Genomic DNA, 18,076 nt, shown 5'->3' with positions numbered 1-18,076 from the left:
CCCCAGCTCGCCCGGGCCGCGGACCGCCGGACCCGCGAACGGTCCGGGCCGCGGACCGCCCGACCCGCGGGCTGTCCGCTCAGCGGGCCGGGAGGGGGCCCCGCTCCGCGCGGGTGGCCTGCGGCGGTACGACCGCGCCCCCGAAGACGTAGTCGCGCAGCCTGCGCCAGACGCCGTCGGCGCCCTGCTCGTAGAGCGCGAAGCCGGTGCACGGCCACTGGGCCCCGTACTCCGCGAGCTCCTCGAACGCCCGGTCCATCGCCTCGTCGTCGATGCCGTGTGCCACCGTCACATGCGGGTGGTACGGGAACTGCAGCTCGCGCGCCACGGGCCCGGACGCGTCCCTGACCTGCTTCTGCAGCCAGGTGCAGGCCTCGGCCCCCTCGACGACCTGCACGAACACGACGGGCGACAGCGGCCGGAAGGTTCCGGTGCCCGAAAGGCGCATCAGGAAGGGCCGTCCGGCGGCCGCGACCTCGACGAGATGCGCCTCGATCGCGGGCAGCGCCGAGCCCTCGACCTCGGTCGGCGGGAGCAGTGTGACGTGCGTGGGGATGCCGGAAGCCGCGGGGTCGCCGAAGCCCGCGCGCCGCTCCTGGAGCAGGCTGCCGTGTGGCTCCGGGACCGCGATCGACACACCGATCGTTACGGTCCCCACGTCGTCTCCTGTCGTTGGTTGTGTTGATGTTCGCGTCGTGCTGGTGCACTTCTCGGGCAGGGGTTGCTGCCGGTTCGGCTATCGACTGTACGGCCGTACGACCCCGTTCCGGTTGTCGTACCGGTGTTGTCCTGGTCTCGTGTCGGCCGTCGTCCCGGTTGTCGTCCCGGGAGTCAGTGCTTCGCCGGCAGGAAACCCACTCTGTCGTACGTCTGGGAGAGGGTCTCCGCGGCGACGGCGCGGGCCTTCTCGGCCCCCTTGGCCAGAATCGAGTCGAGCGTCTCCGGGTCGTCCAGATACTGCTGGGTACGCTCCCGGAACGGCGTCACGAAGTCGACCATGGTCTCGGCGAGGTCGGTCTTCAGCGCACCGTAGCCCTTGCCGACGTACTTCTGCTCCAGTTCCGCGATACCGGTCCCGGTGAGGGTGGAGTAGATGGTCAGCAGGTTGCTGACGCCCGGCTTGTTCTCGACGTCGTACCTGATCACCGTGTCCGTGTCGGTGACCGCGCTCTTGACCTTCTTGGCGGTGACCTTCGGCTCGTCGAGAAGGTTGATGAGGCCCTTCGGAGTCGATGCCGACTTGCTCATCTTGATCGCCGGGTCCTGGAGATCGAAGATCTTCGCCGTCTCCTTGAGGATGTACGGCTTCGGAACGGTGAACGTCTGCCCGAAGCGGCCGTTGAAGCGCTCGGCGAGGTCGCGCGTCAGCTCGATGTGCTGGCGCTGGTCCTCACCCACCGGGACCTCGTTGGCCTGGTACAGCAGGATGTCCGCGACCTGGAGGACCGGGTACGTGAAGAGGCCGACCGAGGCGCGCTCGGCACCCTGCTTGGCGGACTTGTCCTTGAACTGGGTCATACGGGACGCCTCGCCGAAGCCGGTGAGGCAGTTCATGATCCAGGCGAGCTGTGCGTGCTCGGGGACATGGCTCTGGACGAAGAGCGTGCAGCGCTCCGGGTCGAGACCGGCGGCCAGCAGCTGGGCCGCGGCGAGCCGGGTGTTGGCGCGGAGGTCCGCGGGGTCCTGCGGAATGGTGATCGCGTGCAGGTCGACGACCATGTAGAACGCGTCGTGGGACTCCTGCAGGGCCACCCACTGACGGACGGCGCCGAGGTAGTTGCCGAGGTGGAACGAGCCGGCGGTGGGCTGGATTCCAGAAAGCACGCGGGGACGGTCTGAAGCCATGCTCACCATTCTCTCAGGTGTCGGGGGCCGTTCCGGAACTGGTCGGAAACAGATGTGACACGGGTGGGAACCGATCTGCCTCCGGCGGTGTAACAAGAGCGTGAGGACGCGGGAGGGGGGCCGCATCGTCGATGAGGCCGCGGTGATCGCACGCGTGCGCGCCGGAGAGCCGGAGGCGTATGCGGAGCTGGTGCGTGCCCATACGGGCCTCGCGCTCAGGGCGGCCGCGGCACTGGGGGCGGGTGCGGACGCGGAGGACGTGGTGCAGCAGGCCTTCTTCAAGGCCTACTGCTCCTTGGGGCGCTTTCGGGACGGCGCGGCGTTCAAGCCGTGGCTGCTCTCGATCGTCGCCAATGAGACGAGGAACACAGTGCGGACGGCGGTGCGCCAGCGGACGCTGGCCGGCCGTGAGGCCGCCCTCGTGGAGGCCGAGCCGCTGATACCGGAATCGACGGATCCGGCGGCCGCGGCCCTGGAGGTCGAGCGCCGGACTGCCCTGCTGACCGCCCTGGAAGGACTGGGCGAGGACCACCGCCTGGTCGTCACCTACCGCTATCTGCTGGAGATGGACGAGTCGGAGACCGCCCAAGCCCTGGGCTGGCCGCGGGGGACGGTGAAATCCCGGCTCAACCGCGCCCTGCGGAAGCTCGGCAGACTGCTGCCGGACTTCGAGCCGCGGGAGCGGTCGGGGGAATCGGAGGGTGCTGAGAGTACGGCTGATGGGGCTGATGGGGCTGACCTGAACGGCCGGAGAGGTCGGAAGACGCGGGGAGGAGGTGATGAGCATGGGTGACTCGCACGAGTCGTACGAGGCGGGGGGTACGGGGTCCTCCGGTGGCAGGGGCCGTGGTGAGGGCCCGTACGGGGGCCAGTACGGGGTCGGGGACGGACATGGGCATGGGCCCAGGCCGGGGCAGGGGCCGGGGCAGGGGCCGGGGCAGGGGCAGGGGCAGGGGCAGGGGCACGGACAGGGTGGCTCCCGGCTGCCCGAGGAGTTGCGGGCGCTCGGGCGGTCGCTGGACCGGCCCGGGGCGGCGGGCGGTGAGTCGATGGTCGAGCGGGTGCTGGAGCGGATACTCGCCGAGCACGTGCCGGTCCCGGTGGCCGAGCCGCCGGGCCTCGCGGAGCGGCTGAGGGCGGTGTGCCGCTGGGCCCGGGCGCGTCGGCGCGCGCTGGCCGCCGGGCTGTGCGGTCTGCTGACGGTCCTCGTGCTCACGCCTCCGGTGCGCGCCGCGGTCGTCGAGTGGTTCGACTTCGGCGGGGTGGAGGTGCGGTACGACCCGTCGGCGACGCCTTCGCCGGGGGCCGTGGTGCCCGGCTGCGGCGGCCCGTCCCTCACTCTCACCGAGGCCGAGCGGCGGGCAGGCTTCGCACCCCTTACTCCCCCTGCCCTGGGGACCCCGGAGGCGGTGACGGTGGCCCGCGAGCCGAAGGGGCGGTTCCTGATCACCCTGTGCTGGCGCGAGCGGGGGCGCACGGTCCGGCTGGACGAGTATCCGGCGGTGCTGAGTCCTGGCTTCACCAAATTCGTGCGGGAGCAGCCGGAGTACGTGCCGCTGGGCAAGGACGCGGACTTCGTCGAGCGTACGGCGCTGTGGTTTCCCGAACCGCATCTCCTGCGCCTCTGGCTGATGGACACGGACGGGGAGTTCACCCGCTCCAAGCGGACCTCGGGGCCGACGCTGTTGTGGATGCACGGGGGCGACATGACGCTCCGGCTGGAGGGTGTGGCGTCGAGGGCACGGGCGGTGGAGATCGCGAAGTCGCTGAACTAGCCGAACTGGCCGAACTGGCGGGCCTGTTGGCGAGGGCGGGGCGACGCCGGAGCGGGGCAGGCCGGGGCTCCGCGGGATTCTCGAAATTTGGTCGGTGTCGAGTGGGAACCCCGGCGGGTCGAGCGGTGTACCAGAAGTGACACGCGAGTGCGGGCGGACCGCACCGGGACCGATTGGGGATGTCGGGATGCGCTCGATTCGTACACGGGTGACGGGGAGCCGGGGAGGGGCGGCGGTCTCGGGCTGGGCGATGGTCTGGGGGTGGGTGATGGCGCTCGGCCTGGTGGTGATGTGCGCGCCCACCGCGGCGGCCGGCGGTCCGACGAGCGTGCTGGTGGTCTCGCCGGAGAGCGGCCAGAGCGCGGCGATCTACAACTCGAAGGAGGAGTACGGGGAGTTGGAGCGCCTCCTCGGATCACCAGGCAGCGGCACCCGCGAGGAGCCGCCCGGGCTGGGCGTGGGCAGCGGTCGGCAGATCAACGTCACCTGGATGATCCATGACGTCTCGCCCTGGCGGGTCGACCGCGTCTATCCGGAGACACCTCGCACCAAGGACGTCTGGATACACACGGCGGCCAACGTTCCGGAGTCGATGAACGGCTACTGGCACCGGGCCGAGCAACCGGCGGCGGTGCGCGCGCTGTTGAAGAAGCTCGGCGTGCTGGGCGAGTCGTCCAGCAAGAGCGCGGGGGCCATCTATCCAGCGCCCTGGGAGACGAAGGCAGGTGCCGCTGCCGGGCCTGCACCCGCCCCCGAGTCCGAGTCCGAGTCCGAGTCCGCGGAGCGGTCCGGCACGGCGACGGCGACGGCCGTCGCGGCGGCGGACGACGACACGGACTGGTGGTGGGCGATACCTGGGGTGGCGACGGGGGCTGTGCTGGCCCTGGGGCTGCGGCCGTTCGTCGGACGGTTCCCGGGAGTACGGCAGTTGGGCCGTCGGCGGGAGCGGGAGACGGGGCCTCGGCAGGAGCTGAGGGATGTCTGAGAGGGGCGTCTGAGAAGGAGGTTCGGGTGGGGTGTCTGGGCGGGCCTGTGCGAGGAGGGGCCTTGTGAGGAGGGGAGTTGTGGTGGGCAGGGCCGGTGAGGGGGAAGGGGGAAGCCGTGGGGCAGGGCTCATGAAGATGGAGGTCGGGCGCGTGGGCGTCGGGCGCGTGGGGTTCGGGCGCGTGGGGGTGGCTCTCGGTGTGCGGCGTCGAAGAGCTAAGGCGGCCGGTGGCATGTGGTGCCGGGGCCCACGGAGCTGGGGCATGGCGAGCCGAGGCCTACGCATGCGGAGAACGAAGCCCCGGGGAGGGGGGACGGCCCGTTGTCTTCGGGTCTGGTGGGGAGGATCGGGCCCGGGCGGGCGGGAAGGTGCGGGCCTGGGCGGGCAACTCGGCGGCGGGGTGTCTGGCGGATTCGTGTGCGTCATGGTCGCGCTCGTCGTCGTGGCTCTCGCCGGATTCGGGGTGCCTCGGGCACACGCGGCGGTGGCCTCCGCGGCCCCGACGCCGGATCCCGACGTACCGAATCTGGCGGTTGTCATCGCGGGGGACGGCACCGGGCGGACGACGAGCGTGCGCTCCGGGGATCCGTACTTCGCGCGGCTCTGGCGGCTGTTGGGGCCGTCGGCCACGGACACGGAGAAGGTCCCGCAGGACTGGCTGGAGGGCGACTTCCCTGCAGTGCGGGCCACCGTGATCTGGGGGACGACCGGCGTGGGCGGCTGGCCCGAGACGGACAGCGCGCCCGGGGGCGACATCTATATGGGGCGCCAGGACCAGCTGTTCCTCGCGGAGGACGGCACCCCCTGGGTGCGGAGCGACCCTGCGGTCGATGTGAACGACGACGACATCCGCTGGCATCGGGCATCACGGTCGGTCTACGACCGGTTGGACGGGAAGGAGCTGTTCGGTCCGGCGCACGCGACGGACGGTGCGGCCGATCCCGCGGGCGGCCCGGGGTGGGCGACAGCCGGACTCGTGGCGGGCCTCGCCCTCGGCTCCGGCGGCACCCTGCTGATACGCCGCGCGGCGGCCGGGCGTGAGCCGGGGCCGCCGCGGGAATCACGACAGGAGTTGATCGACTTGTGAGCCGGCTTGTGAGCCGACATGTGGGCCGACCTGTGGGCCGACCTGTGGGCCGACCTGTAAGTCGGCCCACGAATCGGCGGGTTCGGCTTGTGAGGCGGTTTCGACTCAGACCGGGTGTCGGTTCTCGGCCTCGTCGCCCACGCCCTCGCTCGCGGTCTCAGCCGAAGCCTCAGCCGAGGTCTCGCTCGCGGCCTCAGCCTAGGTCGATCTCCGGGTAGAGCGGGAAGCCGGTCAGGAGGTCGGTCGCCCGGTGGGAGATCTCGTCGGCGATCTTCGGGTCCAGGACGTGCTGGGCCTTGGAAGGGGCGCCCTTGGCGGTGGTGCCGGGCTCCGTGGTGGCGAGGACGCGGTCGATGAGGCCGGCGATCTCGTCCATCTCGGTGGCGCCGAGGCCACGGGTGGTCAGCGCCGGCGTGCCGATACGGATGCCGGAGGTGTACCAGGCGCCGTTGGGGTCGGCGGGGATGGAGTTGCGGTTGGTGACGATGCCCGAGTCGAGCAGGGCGGACTCGGCCTGGCGGCCGGTGAGGCCGTAGGAGGAGGCGACGTCGATGAGGTTGAGGTGGTTGTCGGTGCCGCCGGTGACCAGCGTGGCGCCGCGTCGCATCAGGCCCTCGGCGAGAGCGCGGGCGTTGTCGACGACGGCCTGGGCGTAGTCGCGGAACTCGGGGCGGCGGGCCTCGGCGAGCGCGACCGCCTTGGCGGCCATGACGTGTGGAAGGGGGCCGCCGAGGACCATCGGGCAGCCGCGGTCGACCTGGTCGGCGAGGGAGGAGTCGCACAGGACCATGCCGCCGCGCGGGCCGCGCAGCGACTTGTGGGTGGTCGTGGTGACGATCTGGGCGTGCGGGACCGGGTCGAAGTCGCCGGTGAGGACCTTGCCTGCGACGAGACCGGCGAAGTGCGCCATGTCGACCATGAGCGTGGCGCCTACCTCGTCGGCGATCTCCCGCATGATCCGGAAGTTCACGAGACGGGGGTAGGCGGAGTAGCCGGCGACGATGATCAGGGGCTTGAACTCACGGGCGGAGGTGCGCAGGGCCTCGTAGTCGATGAGGCCGGTGGCGGGGTCGGTGCCGTAGGAACGCTGGTCGAACATCTTGCCGGAGATGTTCGGGCGGAAGCCGTGGGTGAGGTGGCCGCCGGCGTCCAGGGACATGCCGAGCATGCGCTGGTTGCCGAAGGCCTGGCGCAGTTCGGCCCAGTCGGCCTCGGAGAGGTCGTTGACGTTGCGGACGCCGGCCTTCTGCAGGGCGGGGGCCTCGACGCGGGCGGCGAGGACGGCCCAGAAGGCGACGAGGTTGGCGTCGATGCCGGAGTGCGGCTGCGCGTAGGCGTGCTCGGCGCCGAAGAGCTCGCGGGCGTGCTCGGCGGCGAGGGCCTCGACGGTGTCCACGTTGCGGCAGCCGGCGTAGAAGCGGCGGCCGACGGTGCCTTCGGCGTACTTGTCGCTGAACCAGTTGCCCATCGCGAGGAGGGTGGCCGGGGAGGCGTAGTTCTCGGAGGCGATCAGCTTGAGCATCTCGCGCTGGTCGGCGACTTCCTGCCCGATGGCGTCGGCGACGCGGGGCTCGACGGCGCGGATCACTTCGAGGGCACTGCGGAAGGCGGTGGATTCGTTGGAGAGGGGCTCTGGCATGACGGCCTCCGGACGTGGCGTTCGGCGTTCACGGTTCGGCCCAGGCGCACGGCACACAGTTCATGGGCCGCTCCCCGATGGTCGGTCCCATCCCAGCGCGCCAGTCACGGCCCGTGGATCAGCGTACCGGGCGCGCCGGATTGTTGAGGTCCGCCGTCCACCATGCGAGCGACGATAGGAAAGGGGCCACACGCAGTCGGACGGCCGGAAGGGAGCCGGGCCGGAGCTCTGGCACAGAAGCGGGAAAAGATGCAGGTCACGAGCCCTCGTGCGGCCGGAAACGGAGACCCCTGTGAGCACCACCGAAGAACTGATCGCCTCGGCCGAAGCGCACAGCGCGCCCACCTACCACCCGCTTCCGGTCGTCGTGGCGACGGCGGACGGGGCCTGGATGACGGATGTCGAGGGGCGCCGTTATCTGGATCTGCTGGCCGGGTATTCGGCGCTGAATTTCGGTCACGGCAACAGGCGGCTGATCGAGGCGGCGAAGGCGCAGCTGGAGCGGGTGACGCTGACGTCGCGGGCGTTCCACCACGACCGGTTCGCCGAGTTCTGCGAGCGGTTGGCCGAGTTGTGCGGCATGGAGATGGTGCTGCCGATGAACACGGGCGCGGAGGCGGTCGAATCGGCCGTGAAGACCGCCCGGAAGTGGGGGTACCGGGTCAAGGGCGTGCCCGAGGGGAGGGCGAAGGTCGTCGTGGCGGGCAACAACTTCCACGGGCGTACGACGACGATCATCAGTTTCTCCACGGATTCCGAGGCGCGGGCGGACTTCGGTCCGTACACGCCGGGCTTCGAGATCGTGCCGTACGGGGATCTGACGGCGATGCGCGCGGCGGTCACGGAGAACACGGTGGCCGTGCTGCTGGAGCCGATTCAGGGCGAGGCGGGGGTGCTGGTGCCGCCGGCCGGTTATCTCGCGGGCGTACGGGAGTTGACGCGCGAGCGGAACGTGCTGTTCGTGGCGGACGAGATCCAGTCGGGCCTCGGGCGGACGGGGCGGACCTTCGCGTGCGAGCACGAGGGGGTCGTGCCGGACATGTACGTGCTGGGCAAGGCGCTCGGGGGCGGGGTCGTGCCGGTGTCGGCGGTGGTGTCGTCGAGCGAGGTGCTCGGGGTGTTCCGGCCGGGTGAGCACGGGTCGACGTTCGGCGGGAATCCGCTGGCCTGTGCGGTGGCACTGGAGGTGATCGCGATGCTGCGGTCGGGCGAGTACCAGCGGCGGGCCACCGAGCTGGGCGAGCATCTGCACCGGGAATTGGGGCAGTTGGCAGGTTCGGGCCGGATCACTCAGGTGCGGGGGCGAGGGCTCTGGGCGGGGATCGACATCGACCCGGCGTACGGCACGGGCCGGGAGATCTCCGAGAAGCTGATGGACCGGGGTGTGCTCGTCAAGGACACCCATGGGTCCACGGTCCGGATCGCGCCGCCGCTGGTGATCAGCAAGGAGGACCTGGACTGGGGGCTCGCGCAGCTGCGGGGCGTACTGGGGCTGGGGGCGTGACCGTCCTCGCCTGGCCGAGGGAGCCCGGCCAGGCCCGGCGGGGGGCAGGATCACGCGCGGCAGGAAGTGGGCGCGGGGTGCCAACTCCTGGTAGCAGCAGGGTTCTTCGCGGACGACGGGAGTGGGGCCCGGTTCGTGGACGATGAGGCCGGCTCGGACCGTGACCTCGACGACTGGGCCGGGTTCGCCTGTCCGGCCCCGGACTGGTTAAAGATCAGGTCAGCGGGTTGTGCAAACCGCTCTCTCGAACTCTCCCTCCCCTAGAGTCGCTTTGTGCTCTTTGGAATGGTGTGTGCCCTTGGTGCGGCGTTGTGCTTCGGGACGGCGACGGTGTTGCAGGCGATTGCCGCGCGGGCGGCCTCACCGGCGGCGGACGATTCCGGCTCGTCCGGTGTGGACGCCGCCTTGTTGCTGCGGGCGCTGCGCGAGTGGCGGTACATCGCCGGGCTCGCACTCGACGGGGTCGGGTTCGTGCTGCAGATCGCGGCCCTGCGGTCGCTCCCGATCTACACGGTGGGGGCGGCGCTCGCCGCGAGCCTCGCGGTGACGGCGGTGGTCGCGGCCTGGCTCCTAGATGTGCGGCTGAGCGGGCTCGAATGGGGCGCGGTCGCGGTGGTGTGCGCGGGGCTCGCCATGCTCGGGCTCGCGTCCGGGGAAGAGGGCGACCGAGCCGGGTCGACCGCGCTCAAGTACGCGATGCTGGGCACCGCCGTGGTCGTGCTGCTCCTCGGCGCGCTGGCCGGACGGCTGCCCGATCGGGGGCGGGCGCTCGCGCTCGGGCTGGGTGCCGGGTTCGGGTTCGGGGTGGTCGAGGTGTCGGTCCGGCTCATCGACGGCCTCGCCCCCTCGACGCTCTTCACCAACCCGGCGACGTACGCCCTGCTGCTGGGCGGAGGAGCGGCGTTCCTGCTGCTCACCTCGGCACTCCAGCGGGGCTCGGTGACGACGGCCACGGCGGGGCTGGTCATCGGCGAGACCATCGGGCCGGCGGTGGTGGGCGTGGTGTGGCTGGGCGACCGTACGCGGGAGGGGCTGGCCTGGCTGGCCGTACTCGGTTTCGCCGTGGCGGTGGCCGGGGCGCTGGCGCTGGCCCGCTTCGGGGAGGCGCCGGTGGAGGCGGACGAGTCGGAGTCGGTTGCGCCATAGGGCTCCACAGGTCGGTTCCGTTCCGCACGGGGCGGCCTCTCGCGGGCGTGTCGCCCGGCCGCGTTAGGGCAGCGCCCTGACCAGTGCCTCCAGTGTTCCCGGCCATCCGCTGTCCGTGGGTGTTCCGTAGCCCACGACCAGTGCGTCCAGGGGTGGGGCCGTGGCGGACGGGTGGCGGTAGCGGGTCAGGCCGTGGACCGCCAGGCCCTGCCAGACCGCCGCGCGGACGACCGACTGCTCGGTGCCGGGCGGGAGTTGGAGTACCGCGTGGAAGCCGGCCGCGATGCCGGTGGCCGTGACCGAGGGCGCGTGGGCGGCCAGGGCGGAGACGAGGTGGTCGCGGCGACGGCGGTAACGGAGGCGTGAGGCGCGCACATGGCGGTCGTACGCGCCCGACGTGATGAACTCCGCCAGGGTCAGCTGGTCCAGGACACCGCACGACCAGTCCGCGCCGCCCTTCGCCGCCGTGACCTCGGCCGCCAGGTCCGCCGGCAGGACCAGCCAGCCGAGGCGCAGGCCGGGGGCCAGGGACTTGCTGGCGGTGCCGAGGTACACCACATGGTCCGGGTCGAGGCCCTGCAGCGCGCCCACGGGCTGCCGGTCGTAGCGGAACTCCCCGTCGTAGTCGTCCTCCAGGATCAGCCCGCCCGTCCGCCGCGCCCAGTCGACGACGGCGGCACGACGGTCGGGGTGCAGGGGCACGCCCATGGGGAACTGATGGGCGGGAGTCAGCAGCACGGCCCCCACACCACCGGACCGACCCTTGTCCCCACTCCCCCGCCCACCGCCACTCCCACTCCCACTCCGGCTCCGGCTCCCGCCCCGGCTCTCCTGCCCGCCGCCGCTCCCTCTCCCGCTCCCACTCCGACTCCCAGGCCCGCTCGCACCGAGCCCTCCCCCGGTCAACTCCTCAGTCCGTGTGCCCAGTTCGTCGAACGGCAGGGTCACCGACCGCAGGCCCGCCCGCTCCACCAGCCTCCAGTGCACGTCGAGCCCGTACGACTCCATGGCCAGCGCCCCCGCGCCCCGCTGTCGCAGCACCGCGCCGAGGAGCATCAGGCCGTGTACGAACCCGGAGCAGATGAGGATGCGTTCGGGGTCGGCGCGTACGCCGCGGGCCCGGGCGAGGTAGCTCGCGAGCGCGGTGCGCAGTTCGACGCGGCCGCGCGGGTCCCCGTAGCCGAGGGCGTCGTACGGGGCCGCGGCGAGGGCTCGGCGGGATGCCTTGAGCCACTCGGCGCGCGGGAAGGAGGCGAGGTCGGGGGTGCCGGGGACGAGGTCGTACGCCGGGCCGCTGGGCGTACGCGGCCGGGGCCGGGCGGAGGCCGGTGCCACCACCGCCCGCTCGGCGACCCGCGTGCCCGAGCCCTGGCGGGCGGTGAGCCAGCCCTCGGCCACGAGGTCGGCGTACGCGTCGGCGACGGTGTTGCGCGCGATGCCCAGATCGGCGGCGAGGGAGCGCGACGACGGCAGCCGGGTCCCGGGCGCGAGCCGTCCGCCGCGTACCGCGGCCCGCAGCGCGTCCGTCAGGCCTTTGCGCAGGCCGGAGCCGGTGCGCGTCACGTCGACATGCAGATCCACTCCGAAAGTGGCCCAGGGTTTCACCATGGAAATGGACCATACTCCTGGGCTACTCCGGACGTAGGCTCATGATCATGACGACGAACACCACCCCCATCGGCACCACCCCCATCCACGCCACGGCCGGGACCACCGCCGACACCTCTACCGGCGCTTCGACCGACACTCCGCTCGCCCGCGAGCACGCCCCCCGCCTCCAGTGGACCGAGTTCGCCCCCGAGGTCTACAAGGCCATGGTCAGGCTGGACGCGGCTGCCCGTAAGGGCGTCGACCCGGTGCTGCTGGAGCTGGTGAAGATCCGCGCGTCGCAGCTCAACCACTGCGCGTTCTGCCTCGACATGCACACGAAGGACGCGTTCGCGGCGGGCGAGAGCGTCGAACGGATCGTCCAGCTCAGCGCGTGGGAGGAGTCACGGCACTTCTACACGGAGAAGGAGCTCGCCGCCCTCGCGCTCACCGAGGCCGTGACGGTCCTGACGGACGGCTTCGTGCCGGACGAGGTGTACGAGGCCGCCGCCCGCCAGTTCGACGAGGCCGAGCTGACCCAGCTGATCGCCGCCATCACGGTGATCAACGCCTGGAACCGCTTCGGCGTGACCTGCCGTCTCGTGGCCGGTCACTACACAGCCGGGCAGTACAAGTAGCCGAACCAGCAGCCGTAACCAGTAGCAGCACAACACGCGGGAGTGCCGGGTGCCCTCGTCAGGGAGACACCCGGCACCCGTACAGGGAGGGCCACTTGGGCGGCCCGTACGGCGATGGACTACTTCCGCAGCCAGGCCTTCCACGTGGACTCATGGCCCTCGGCCCACTTCCGTGCCGCCTCCTCGGGCGTCAGCTTCTGGTCGGCGATCATCAGGGAGACCTCGTTCTGGTCCTCGGTGGTCCACTTGAACTTCTTCAGGAAGGCCGCCGCCTTGCCGCCGCTCTTCGCGAAGTCCGTGTTCAGGTACTTCTGCAGCGGGGTGTGCGGATAGGCGCAGGCGACCTTCTCCGGGTCGGCGTCGCAGCCCTCCTTGTAGGCGGGCAGCTTCACCTCGGTCATGGGGACCTTCTTGAAGAGCCACTGGGGTGAGTACCAGTACGTGAGGAAGGGCTTCTTCTCCTTGGCGAACTGGCGCATCTGGGTGATCTGGGCCGCCTCCGAACCGGCGAACACCACCTGGAGGTCGAGGTCCAGGTTCTTCACCAGCGCCTTGTCGTTCGTGACGTAGGAGGGTGAGCCGTCGAGCAACTGCCCCTTGCCGCCGCTCTCGGGCGTGCGGAGCTGGTCGGCGTACTTGTTCAGGTTCTTCCAGTTGGTCACGTCCGGGTGCTGCTTCGCGAAGTACGTCGGTACGAACCAGCCGATGTGGCCGGTGACGCCGAGGCCGCCGCCGTTCACGATCGTCTTCTTGTCCTTGACGTACCGCTGTTCCTGCTCGGGGTGGCCCCAGTCCTCCAGGATCGCGTCGACCCGGCCCTGGCTGAGCGCGTCCCACGCGGGGACCTCGTCGACCTGGACGGTGTCGACGCGATAGCCCAGCTCGTGCTCCAACAGGTACTGCGCGACGGCCACGTTGGCCTGCGCGCCGACCCACGACTGCACGGACAGGGTCACCGTCCTGGCCCCCTGCGCGTTGGCGAAGGGCGAGGCCTGCTTGGTCATGTCGGCGGCCCCGCAGCCGGCCGTCGTCAGCACCAGCAGGGAACAGCCGACGGCCAGAGCGCCCGTAAAGCGCGTACCGCCCGTCATGCGCGTACCACTGGTCGTACGACGTATACGCGTACGCATCTCAGGCTCCCTTCTTCGTGCGGCGGTCCGTCGGCTGGGTCACGCGGTCGAGCATCAGGCCGAGGCAGACGATCGCCGCGCCGGCCACCAGGCCCGTGGCGAGGTCGCCCTGGGCGAGGCCGAACACGACGTCGTAGCCGAGTGCGCCACCGCCGACCAGGCCGCCGATGATGACGACGGCGAGGACGAGGACGACGCCCTGGTTGAGCGCGAGCAGCAGCGCCGGGCGGGCCAACGGCAGCTGGACCTGGCGGAGCTGCTGCCAGCCCGTGGCACCCATCGAGCGCGAGGACTCCATGGCGGCCGGGTCGACCTGGCGCAGGCCCTGCGTGGTGATGCGGACGACCGCGGGGAGGGCGTAGACGACCGCGGCGGCGACCGCCGGGGCGCGGCCCACGCCGAAGAGCGCGACGACGGGGATGAGGTACACGAACTGCGGCATCGTCTGGAAGACGTCCAGGAAGGGGCGCAGCACGCGTTCGCAGCGCTCGCTCCTGGCCGCCGCGATGCCGGTCGCGAAGCCCAGGACCAGGGTGACGGCCACGGCCGCGAGGACCTGCGACAGCGTGTCGAGGGACGGCCCCCACACGCCGAGCACACCGATCGCGGCCATCGCGAGGACAGCGGTGAGCGCGGTGCGCCAGGTGCCGATCAGCCAGGCCAGTGCGGCGACGATCAGCAGGACCGACCACCAGGGCAGCCACTGCAGGCCGTCCCGCATCGGGTCCAGGACCCAGGTGGTGAAGTGGCCCGCCCAGTCGGCGGTGCCGCCCACGTAGGGGACGCCGGAGTAGAGGTGGTCCGTCATCCAGTCGACGGCCCGGTTGACCGGCTCGGCGATGTTCACGAGCCAGGCCTCGGGCCAGTCGAGACGGCCGGTGAGACGTCCTGCGACCGCGACGGCCACCGCCGCGACAGCCGCGTAGGCCCAGCCGGTCCAGCGGGACCCGGGCTCGCCGAGCCCGTCGCCTGCCGAAGTCACCGTTCCCGCCGCGCCCGTCACCCGGTCGAGGACGACCGCGAGCAGCACGATCGGGATGCCTGCGGAGAGGGCGGCGCCCACGTCGACCGAGGCGAGTGCCTGGTAGACGCGGTCACCGAGGCCGGCCGCGCCGATGACGGACGCGATGACGGCCATGGACAGGGCCATCATGATCGTCTGGTTGAGGCCGAGGAGGAGTTCCTTGCGGGCGAGCGGGACGCGGGCAGTGAGGAGCCGCTGCCGGGCCGTGGTGCCCAGGGACTCGACGGCCTCCATCACCCCGGCGTCGGCGCCGCGCAGGCCGAGCGCGGTGAGGCGGGCCATCGGCGGGGCCGCGTACACGACGGTGGCGAGCACCGCGGCCGGGACACCCATGCCGAAGACGAGGACGACCGGCAGGAGGTAGGCGTAGGCCGGGAACACCTGCATGGTGTCGAGCACGGGGCGCAGCGCCCGGTACGTACGGTCGGAGAGCCCGGCCGCGAGGCCGAGGAGCACGCCGAGCACGACGGACGCGAGGACCGCGACCACCATGAGCGCGAGCGTCTGCATGGTGGGGATCCACATGCCGAGCAGCCCGCAGGCCAGGAACGCGGCGCCCGTGCCGAGCGCCAGTCGCACCCCCGCGACCCGCCAGGCGACCAGTGCCGCCGCGGCCGTGACGCCCGCCCAGCCTGCGGCGAGCAGGACGAGATAGACGGCGCGTACGGAGAGGACGACCGCGTTGGAGACGTACCCGAAGAAGTAGAGGAACAGCGGGTGGCTGTCGCGGTTGTCGATGACCCAGTCGCTGGCCTTGCCGAGGGGCTCGGAGAGGTCGACGGTGAGGGCGTGCGGCCAACTGCCGCTCGCCCAGCGGGCGTTGGCCAACGGGACGAGGACCGCCGCCACGACGGCGAGCAGCAGGAGCTTGCCGGTGGCGGGGTGCTTGAGGAGGCCGGGGAGGCCGCTCCGGGGAGCGGCGGCGGCGATCGTGGCCATCAGGCCGCCCCCTCGCGAGCGGGCGCGGCCGTTCCGTCGCCCTTGTCGCCAACGGACTCGGCCGAACCGGCGTCCGACTCCGAACCAGCGCCCGAACCCGAACCGGTGTCCGAACCGGTGTCCGCGTCGGTGTCCGCGTCGGTGTCCGCGTCGGCGAACTGCCCGCCGGTCCCCGCCACCACCCCCAGCAACGCGTCCGAGTCGACGACGCCGAGGCAGCGGCCCTGGTCCACCACGCGGGCGGTCTGGCCGGTGCGCGCGACGGCCTCGATGGCCTCGGAGACCGTGGCCTGGGGCGCGAGGGCCGGACCCTCGCCCGCCTCCTGCGCGGACGCGGCCCGCATGGCCCGCCGTACCGTCATGACCTGCTCGCGCGGCACGTCCCGTACGAACTCGCGTACGTAGTCGTCGGCGGGCGAGCCCACGATCTCCTCGGGCGTGCCGAGCTGGACGACGCGGCCGTCGCGCATGAGGGCGATGCGGTCGCCGAGGCGCAGGGCCTCGTTCAGGTCGTGGGTGATGAAGACCATCGTGCGGCCCTCCTCGTGGTGGAGCCGGACGACCTCCTCCTGCATGTCGCGCCGGATCAGCGGGTCGAGCGCGCTGAACGGCTCGTCGAACAGCAGGACTTCGGGATCCACGGCCAGCGCCCGCGCCAGTCCGACCCGCTGCTGCTGACCGCCGGACAGCTGGCCGGGCCTCCGCTGCTCCATGCCTTCGAGGCCCACCTTGGTGACGACTACCTGCGCCCTCTCGCGGCGCTCGCGCTTGCCGACGCCCTGGACCTCGAGCCCGTACGCGACGTTGTCGAGCACGGTCCGGTGCGGCAGCAGGCCGAAGTGCTGGAAGACCATCGCGGCACGGTGGCGGCGCAGTTCGCGCAGCCGGGCCTTGTCCATCGCGCGGACGTCCTCGCCGTCGATGACGATCGAGCCGGCCGTCGGCTCGATGAGCCGGGTCAGACAGCGCACGAGGGTGGACTTGCCCGAGCCGGACAGGCCCATGACGACGAAGACCTCGCCCTTGCGGACGTCGAAGCTCACGTCCCGGACGGCGGCCGTGCAGCCGGTACGGGACCGGAGTTCGGCCGGGGTGAGGGCCGCGAGCTCGGGGTCGGCGGGGACGCGTTCGGCCTTGGGGCCGAAGACCTTCCACAGCCCCTCGACGGCGAAGACGGGCTCGGCGCCAGTGCGTTCGGCACCCGTGGGCTCAACTGCGAAGCTCTGAACATCTGTTGACGTACTCATCACGCACCGCCTCCCAGCAGGTCCACGCACTTCTCGCCGACCATGAGCACCCCGATCATCGGGTTCACGGCGGGCATCGTCGGGAAGACCGACGCGTCGGCGATCCGGATGCCTTCGAGGCCACGGATCCGCAACTCGGGGTCCACGACGGCCAGTTGGTCGTCGGACGCGCCCATGCGGCAGGTGCCCGCCGGGTGGTACACGGTGTGCGCCACCGACCGGGCGTACACGCCGAGTTCCTCGTCGCCCGTGATGTCCGGTCCCGGGCACACCTCGCGCTTGAGCCAGTGCGCGAGCGGCTCGGACTTGGCGATCTCGCGGGCGATCTTGATGCCGTCGACGAGGGTGCGGCCGTCGTAGTCGTCCTCGTCCGTGAAGTAGCGGAAGTCGAGGGCGGGCTTCTCCGCCGGGTCGGCGCTCGTCAGATACAGGCGGCCGCGGCTGCGCGGCTTGGGGATGTTCGGGGTCATCGAGACGCCGTGCGCGGGGCGTTCGTAGCCGATGCGCTCCGGGTTGTCCGTGAACGGGACCTGGTAGAAGTGGAACATCAGGTCCGGGCCCGCGTGTTCGGGGTCGCGCCGCACGAACAGGCCGGCGTCGGAGTCCATCGCGGAGTTCTCGGGGATCGGCCCGTCCGTCTCCCAGACGATGACCGACTCGGGGTGGTCGAGCAGGTTCTCGCCGACGCCCGGCAGGTCGTGCAGGACGGGGATGCCGAGCGCTTCGAGGTCCTCGCGCGGCCCGATGCCGGAGTGCATGAGCAGCCGCGGCGAGTCGACGGCGCCGGCGCACAGCAGGACTTCGTTCCTGGCCCTGACGAGGACTTCCTCGCCGTCCTTGGTGCGTACGTGCACACCGCGGGCGCGCGTCCCGTCGAGCTCCAGCCTGTACGCCCAGGTCTCCAGGAGGATGTGGAGGTTGGGGCGTTCGTCCATGAACGGATGCAGGTAGGCGACCGACGCGCTCGACCGCTTGTTGTTCTCCGGGTGGTACGCGAGGTCGAAGAAGCCGACGCCCTCGGTGAACGGCTGCTTGTTGAAGCCCTCCACGCGCGGCACTTCGAGCGCCGACTGCGCGGCGTCCACGAAGTCGCGGGCGATGGCGTTCCGGTCCTTCTCGTCGACCGGCACGATGTTGTTGCGCAGCCGCGGGAAGTACGCCTCCATCGGCACCGCGCCCCAGCCCTTGGCACCCGCCGCCTCCCACTCGTCCCAGTCGGACGGCAGCGGCTTGAACGCGATGAGCGTGTTGTGCGAGGAGCATCCGCCGAGGACCCGGGCGCGGCTGTGCCGGATGTGCGAGTTGCCGCGCGGCTGCTCGGTCGTGGGGTAGTCGTAGTCCAGCTCCCCGCCGAGCAGGCCCATCCAGCGCCGCAGGGTCAGGACGTCCTCGCGGCCGACGTCGCTCGGGCCGCCCTCGATGACGGCGACGGTGACGTCCGGGTTCTCGGTGAGCCGGGAGGCGATGACGGATCCCGCGGTGCCGCCGCCTATGACGACGTAGTCGTACGTGTTCTGTTCTTCGGGCATG

15 protein-coding genes and 1 riboswitch are annotated in these 18,076 nt (G+C 71.5%); of the genes, 7 read left to right on the top strand and 8 right to left on the bottom strand.

The genetic code is table 11. The features are described from left to right. Positions 1-79 precede the first annotated feature (79 nt). Both ACH4YP_RS06040 and trpS read right to left on the bottom strand, forming a co-directional pair. Complete coding sequence (locus ACH4YP_RS06040) at positions 80-658, bottom strand: 2'-5' RNA ligase family protein (RefSeq protein WP_361060423.1); 579 nt, start codon at positions 656-658, stop codon at positions 80-82. Positions 659-831: 173 nt separating this feature from the next. Then, positions 832-1,845 carry a tryptophan--tRNA ligase gene (trpS, locus tag ACH4YP_RS06035; RefSeq protein ID WP_361060424.1) on the bottom strand — a complete coding sequence of 338 codons (1,014 nt, stop codon included), beginning with the start codon at positions 1,843-1,845 and terminating at the stop codon, positions 832-834. A gap of 100 nt (positions 1,846-1,945) precedes the next feature. Here trpS and ACH4YP_RS06030 point away from each other — a divergent pair, with 100 nt between their 5' ends. The 4 genes from ACH4YP_RS06030 (at position 1,946) to ACH4YP_RS06015 (ending at position 5,692) form a co-directional block, all read left to right on the top strand. Continuing rightward, positions 1,946-2,638 (top strand): RNA polymerase sigma factor, encoded by a 693-nt coding sequence (locus ACH4YP_RS06030; protein WP_398489605.1) that lies wholly within the window; start codon positions 1,946-1,948, stop codon positions 2,636-2,638. After that, on the top strand, positions 2,631-3,620 hold the full coding sequence (locus ACH4YP_RS06025) for a hypothetical protein (RefSeq protein WP_398489604.1): 990 nt from the start codon (positions 2,631-2,633) through the stop codon (positions 3,618-3,620). Before ACH4YP_RS06030 ends, ACH4YP_RS06025 begins: the two co-directional genes overlap by 8 nt. A 187-nt stretch (positions 3,621-3,807) precedes the next feature. Further along, complete coding sequence (locus ACH4YP_RS06020; protein WP_398489603.1) at positions 3,808-4,605, top strand: hypothetical protein; 798 nt, start codon at positions 3,808-3,810, stop codon at positions 4,603-4,605. 424 nt (positions 4,606-5,029) lie between these two features. Continuing rightward, positions 5,030-5,692, top strand: coding sequence for a hypothetical protein (locus tag ACH4YP_RS06015; protein ID WP_361060430.1), 663 nt, complete (start codon positions 5,030-5,032; stop codon positions 5,690-5,692). Positions 5,693-5,885: 193 nt separating this feature from the next. Here the strand turns inward: ACH4YP_RS06015 and ACH4YP_RS06010 are convergent, their stop codons facing one another. Continuing rightward, on the bottom strand, positions 5,886-7,331 hold the full coding sequence (locus ACH4YP_RS06010) for a glycine hydroxymethyltransferase (protein ID WP_361060431.1): 1,446 nt from the start codon (positions 7,329-7,331) through the stop codon (positions 5,886-5,888). Positions 7,332-7,362: 31 nt separating this feature from the next. After that, a riboswitch (ZMP/ZTP riboswitch) is annotated at positions 7,363-7,449 on the bottom strand. Between the two features lie 174 nt (positions 7,450-7,623). Between ACH4YP_RS06010 and rocD the strand changes: the two genes are divergently transcribed. Both rocD and ACH4YP_RS06000 read left to right on the top strand, forming a co-directional pair. Beyond that, positions 7,624-8,835: an ornithine--oxo-acid transaminase gene (gene rocD, locus ACH4YP_RS06005; RefSeq protein WP_398489602.1), complete on the top strand. Its 1,212-nt coding sequence runs from the start codon at positions 7,624-7,626 to the stop codon at positions 8,833-8,835. 285 nt (positions 8,836-9,120) lie between these two features. Continuing rightward, a complete protein-coding gene (locus ACH4YP_RS06000; RefSeq protein WP_361060435.1) occupies positions 9,121-9,981 on the top strand; it encodes a hypothetical protein in 861 nt (286 codons plus the stop codon). 63 nt (positions 9,982-10,044) lie between these two features. On the opposite strand, the gene ACH4YP_RS05995 is transcribed toward ACH4YP_RS06000, so the two are convergent. Then, positions 10,045-11,589 carry a PLP-dependent aminotransferase family protein gene (locus ACH4YP_RS05995; protein WP_398489601.1) on the bottom strand — a complete coding sequence of 515 codons (1,545 nt, stop codon included), beginning with the start codon at positions 11,587-11,589 and terminating at the stop codon, positions 10,045-10,047. Between the two features lie 47 nt (positions 11,590-11,636). Between ACH4YP_RS05995 and ACH4YP_RS05990 the strand changes: the two genes are divergently transcribed. Continuing rightward, entirely contained in the window at positions 11,637-12,206 is a 570-nt protein-coding gene (locus ACH4YP_RS05990; RefSeq protein WP_361060439.1) for a carboxymuconolactone decarboxylase family protein, read from the top strand. Positions 12,207-12,325: 119 nt separating this feature from the next. Here the strand turns inward: ACH4YP_RS05990 and ACH4YP_RS05985 are convergent, their stop codons facing one another. Genes ACH4YP_RS05985 through ACH4YP_RS05970 form a run of 4 tightly spaced genes read right to left on the bottom strand, consistent with a single transcriptional unit; the run spans position 12,326 to position 18,075 of the window. Continuing rightward, the gene (locus tag ACH4YP_RS05985; RefSeq protein ID WP_398490015.1) at positions 12,326-13,297 is read right to left on the bottom strand and encodes an ABC transporter substrate-binding protein; all 972 of its coding nucleotides are present in this window, start codon (positions 13,295-13,297) and stop codon (positions 12,326-12,328) included. A gap of 40 nt (positions 13,298-13,337) precedes the next feature. Then, on the bottom strand, positions 13,338-15,299 hold the full coding sequence (locus ACH4YP_RS05980) for an ABC transporter permease (RefSeq protein WP_398489600.1): 1,962 nt from the start codon (positions 15,297-15,299) through the stop codon (positions 13,338-13,340). After that, a complete protein-coding gene (locus ACH4YP_RS05975) occupies positions 15,299-16,546 on the bottom strand; it encodes a glycine betaine/L-proline ABC transporter ATP-binding protein (RefSeq protein WP_361060443.1) in 1,248 nt (415 codons plus the stop codon). The genes ACH4YP_RS05980 and ACH4YP_RS05975 overlap by 1 nt, the downstream gene beginning before the upstream one ends. Beyond that, positions 16,546-18,075: a GMC family oxidoreductase gene (locus ACH4YP_RS05970; protein ID WP_398489599.1), complete on the bottom strand. Its 1,530-nt coding sequence runs from the start codon at positions 18,073-18,075 to the stop codon at positions 16,546-16,548. Before ACH4YP_RS05970 ends, ACH4YP_RS05975 begins: the two co-directional genes overlap by 1 nt. Position 18,076 lies beyond the last annotated feature (1 nt).

It is taken from the genome of Streptomyces sp. NPDC020747, assembly GCF_044334695.1.
GTDB lineage: Bacteria > Actinomycetota > Actinomycetes > Streptomycetales > Streptomycetaceae > Streptomyces.
Note: the sequence above shows the minus strand (reverse complement) of the source record. Positions and strands in the feature narration are given on the sequence as shown.

What these genes read in the sequence shown, in the direction of transcription:
- trpS (WP_361060424.1), bottom strand. Translation starts at nt 1,845, where the DNA reads ATGGCTTCAGACCGTCCCCGCGTGCTTTCTGGAATCCAGCCCACCGCC.
- ACH4YP_RS06025 (WP_398489604.1), top strand. Translation starts at nt 2,631, where the DNA reads ATGGGTGACTCGCACGAGTCGTACGAGGCGGGGGGTACGGGGTCCTCC.
- ACH4YP_RS06020 (WP_398489603.1), top strand. Translation starts at nt 3,808, where the DNA reads ATGCGCTCGATTCGTACACGGGTGACGGGGAGCCGGGGAGGGGCGGCG.
- ACH4YP_RS06015 (WP_361060430.1), top strand. Translation starts at nt 5,030, where the DNA reads ATGGTCGCGCTCGTCGTCGTGGCTCTCGCCGGATTCGGGGTGCCTCGG.
- ACH4YP_RS06010 (WP_361060431.1), bottom strand. Translation starts at nt 7,331, where the DNA reads ATGCCAGAGCCCCTCTCCAACGAATCCACCGCCTTCCGCAGTGCCCTC.
- ACH4YP_RS06000 (WP_361060435.1), top strand. Translation starts at nt 9,121, where the DNA reads ATGGTGTGTGCCCTTGGTGCGGCGTTGTGCTTCGGGACGGCGACGGTG.
- ACH4YP_RS05995 (WP_398489601.1), bottom strand. Translation starts at nt 11,589, where the DNA reads ATGGTGAAACCCTGGGCCACTTTCGGAGTGGATCTGCATGTCGACGTG.
- ACH4YP_RS05990 (WP_361060439.1), top strand. Translation starts at nt 11,637, where the DNA reads ATGACGACGAACACCACCCCCATCGGCACCACCCCCATCCACGCCACG.
- ACH4YP_RS05985 (WP_398490015.1), bottom strand. Translation starts at nt 13,297, where the DNA reads ATGACGGGCGGTACGCGCTTTACGGGCGCTCTGGCCGTCGGCTGTTCC.
- ACH4YP_RS05980 (WP_398489600.1), bottom strand. Translation starts at nt 15,299, where the DNA reads ATGGCCACGATCGCCGCCGCCGCTCCCCGGAGCGGCCTCCCCGGCCTC.
- ACH4YP_RS05975 (WP_361060443.1), bottom strand. Translation starts at nt 16,546, where the DNA reads ATGAGTACGTCAACAGATGTTCAGAGCTTCGCAGTTGAGCCCACGGGT.
- ACH4YP_RS05970 (WP_398489599.1), bottom strand. Translation starts at nt 18,075, where the DNA reads ATGCCCGAAGAACAGAACACGTACGACTACGTCGTCATAGGCGGCGGC.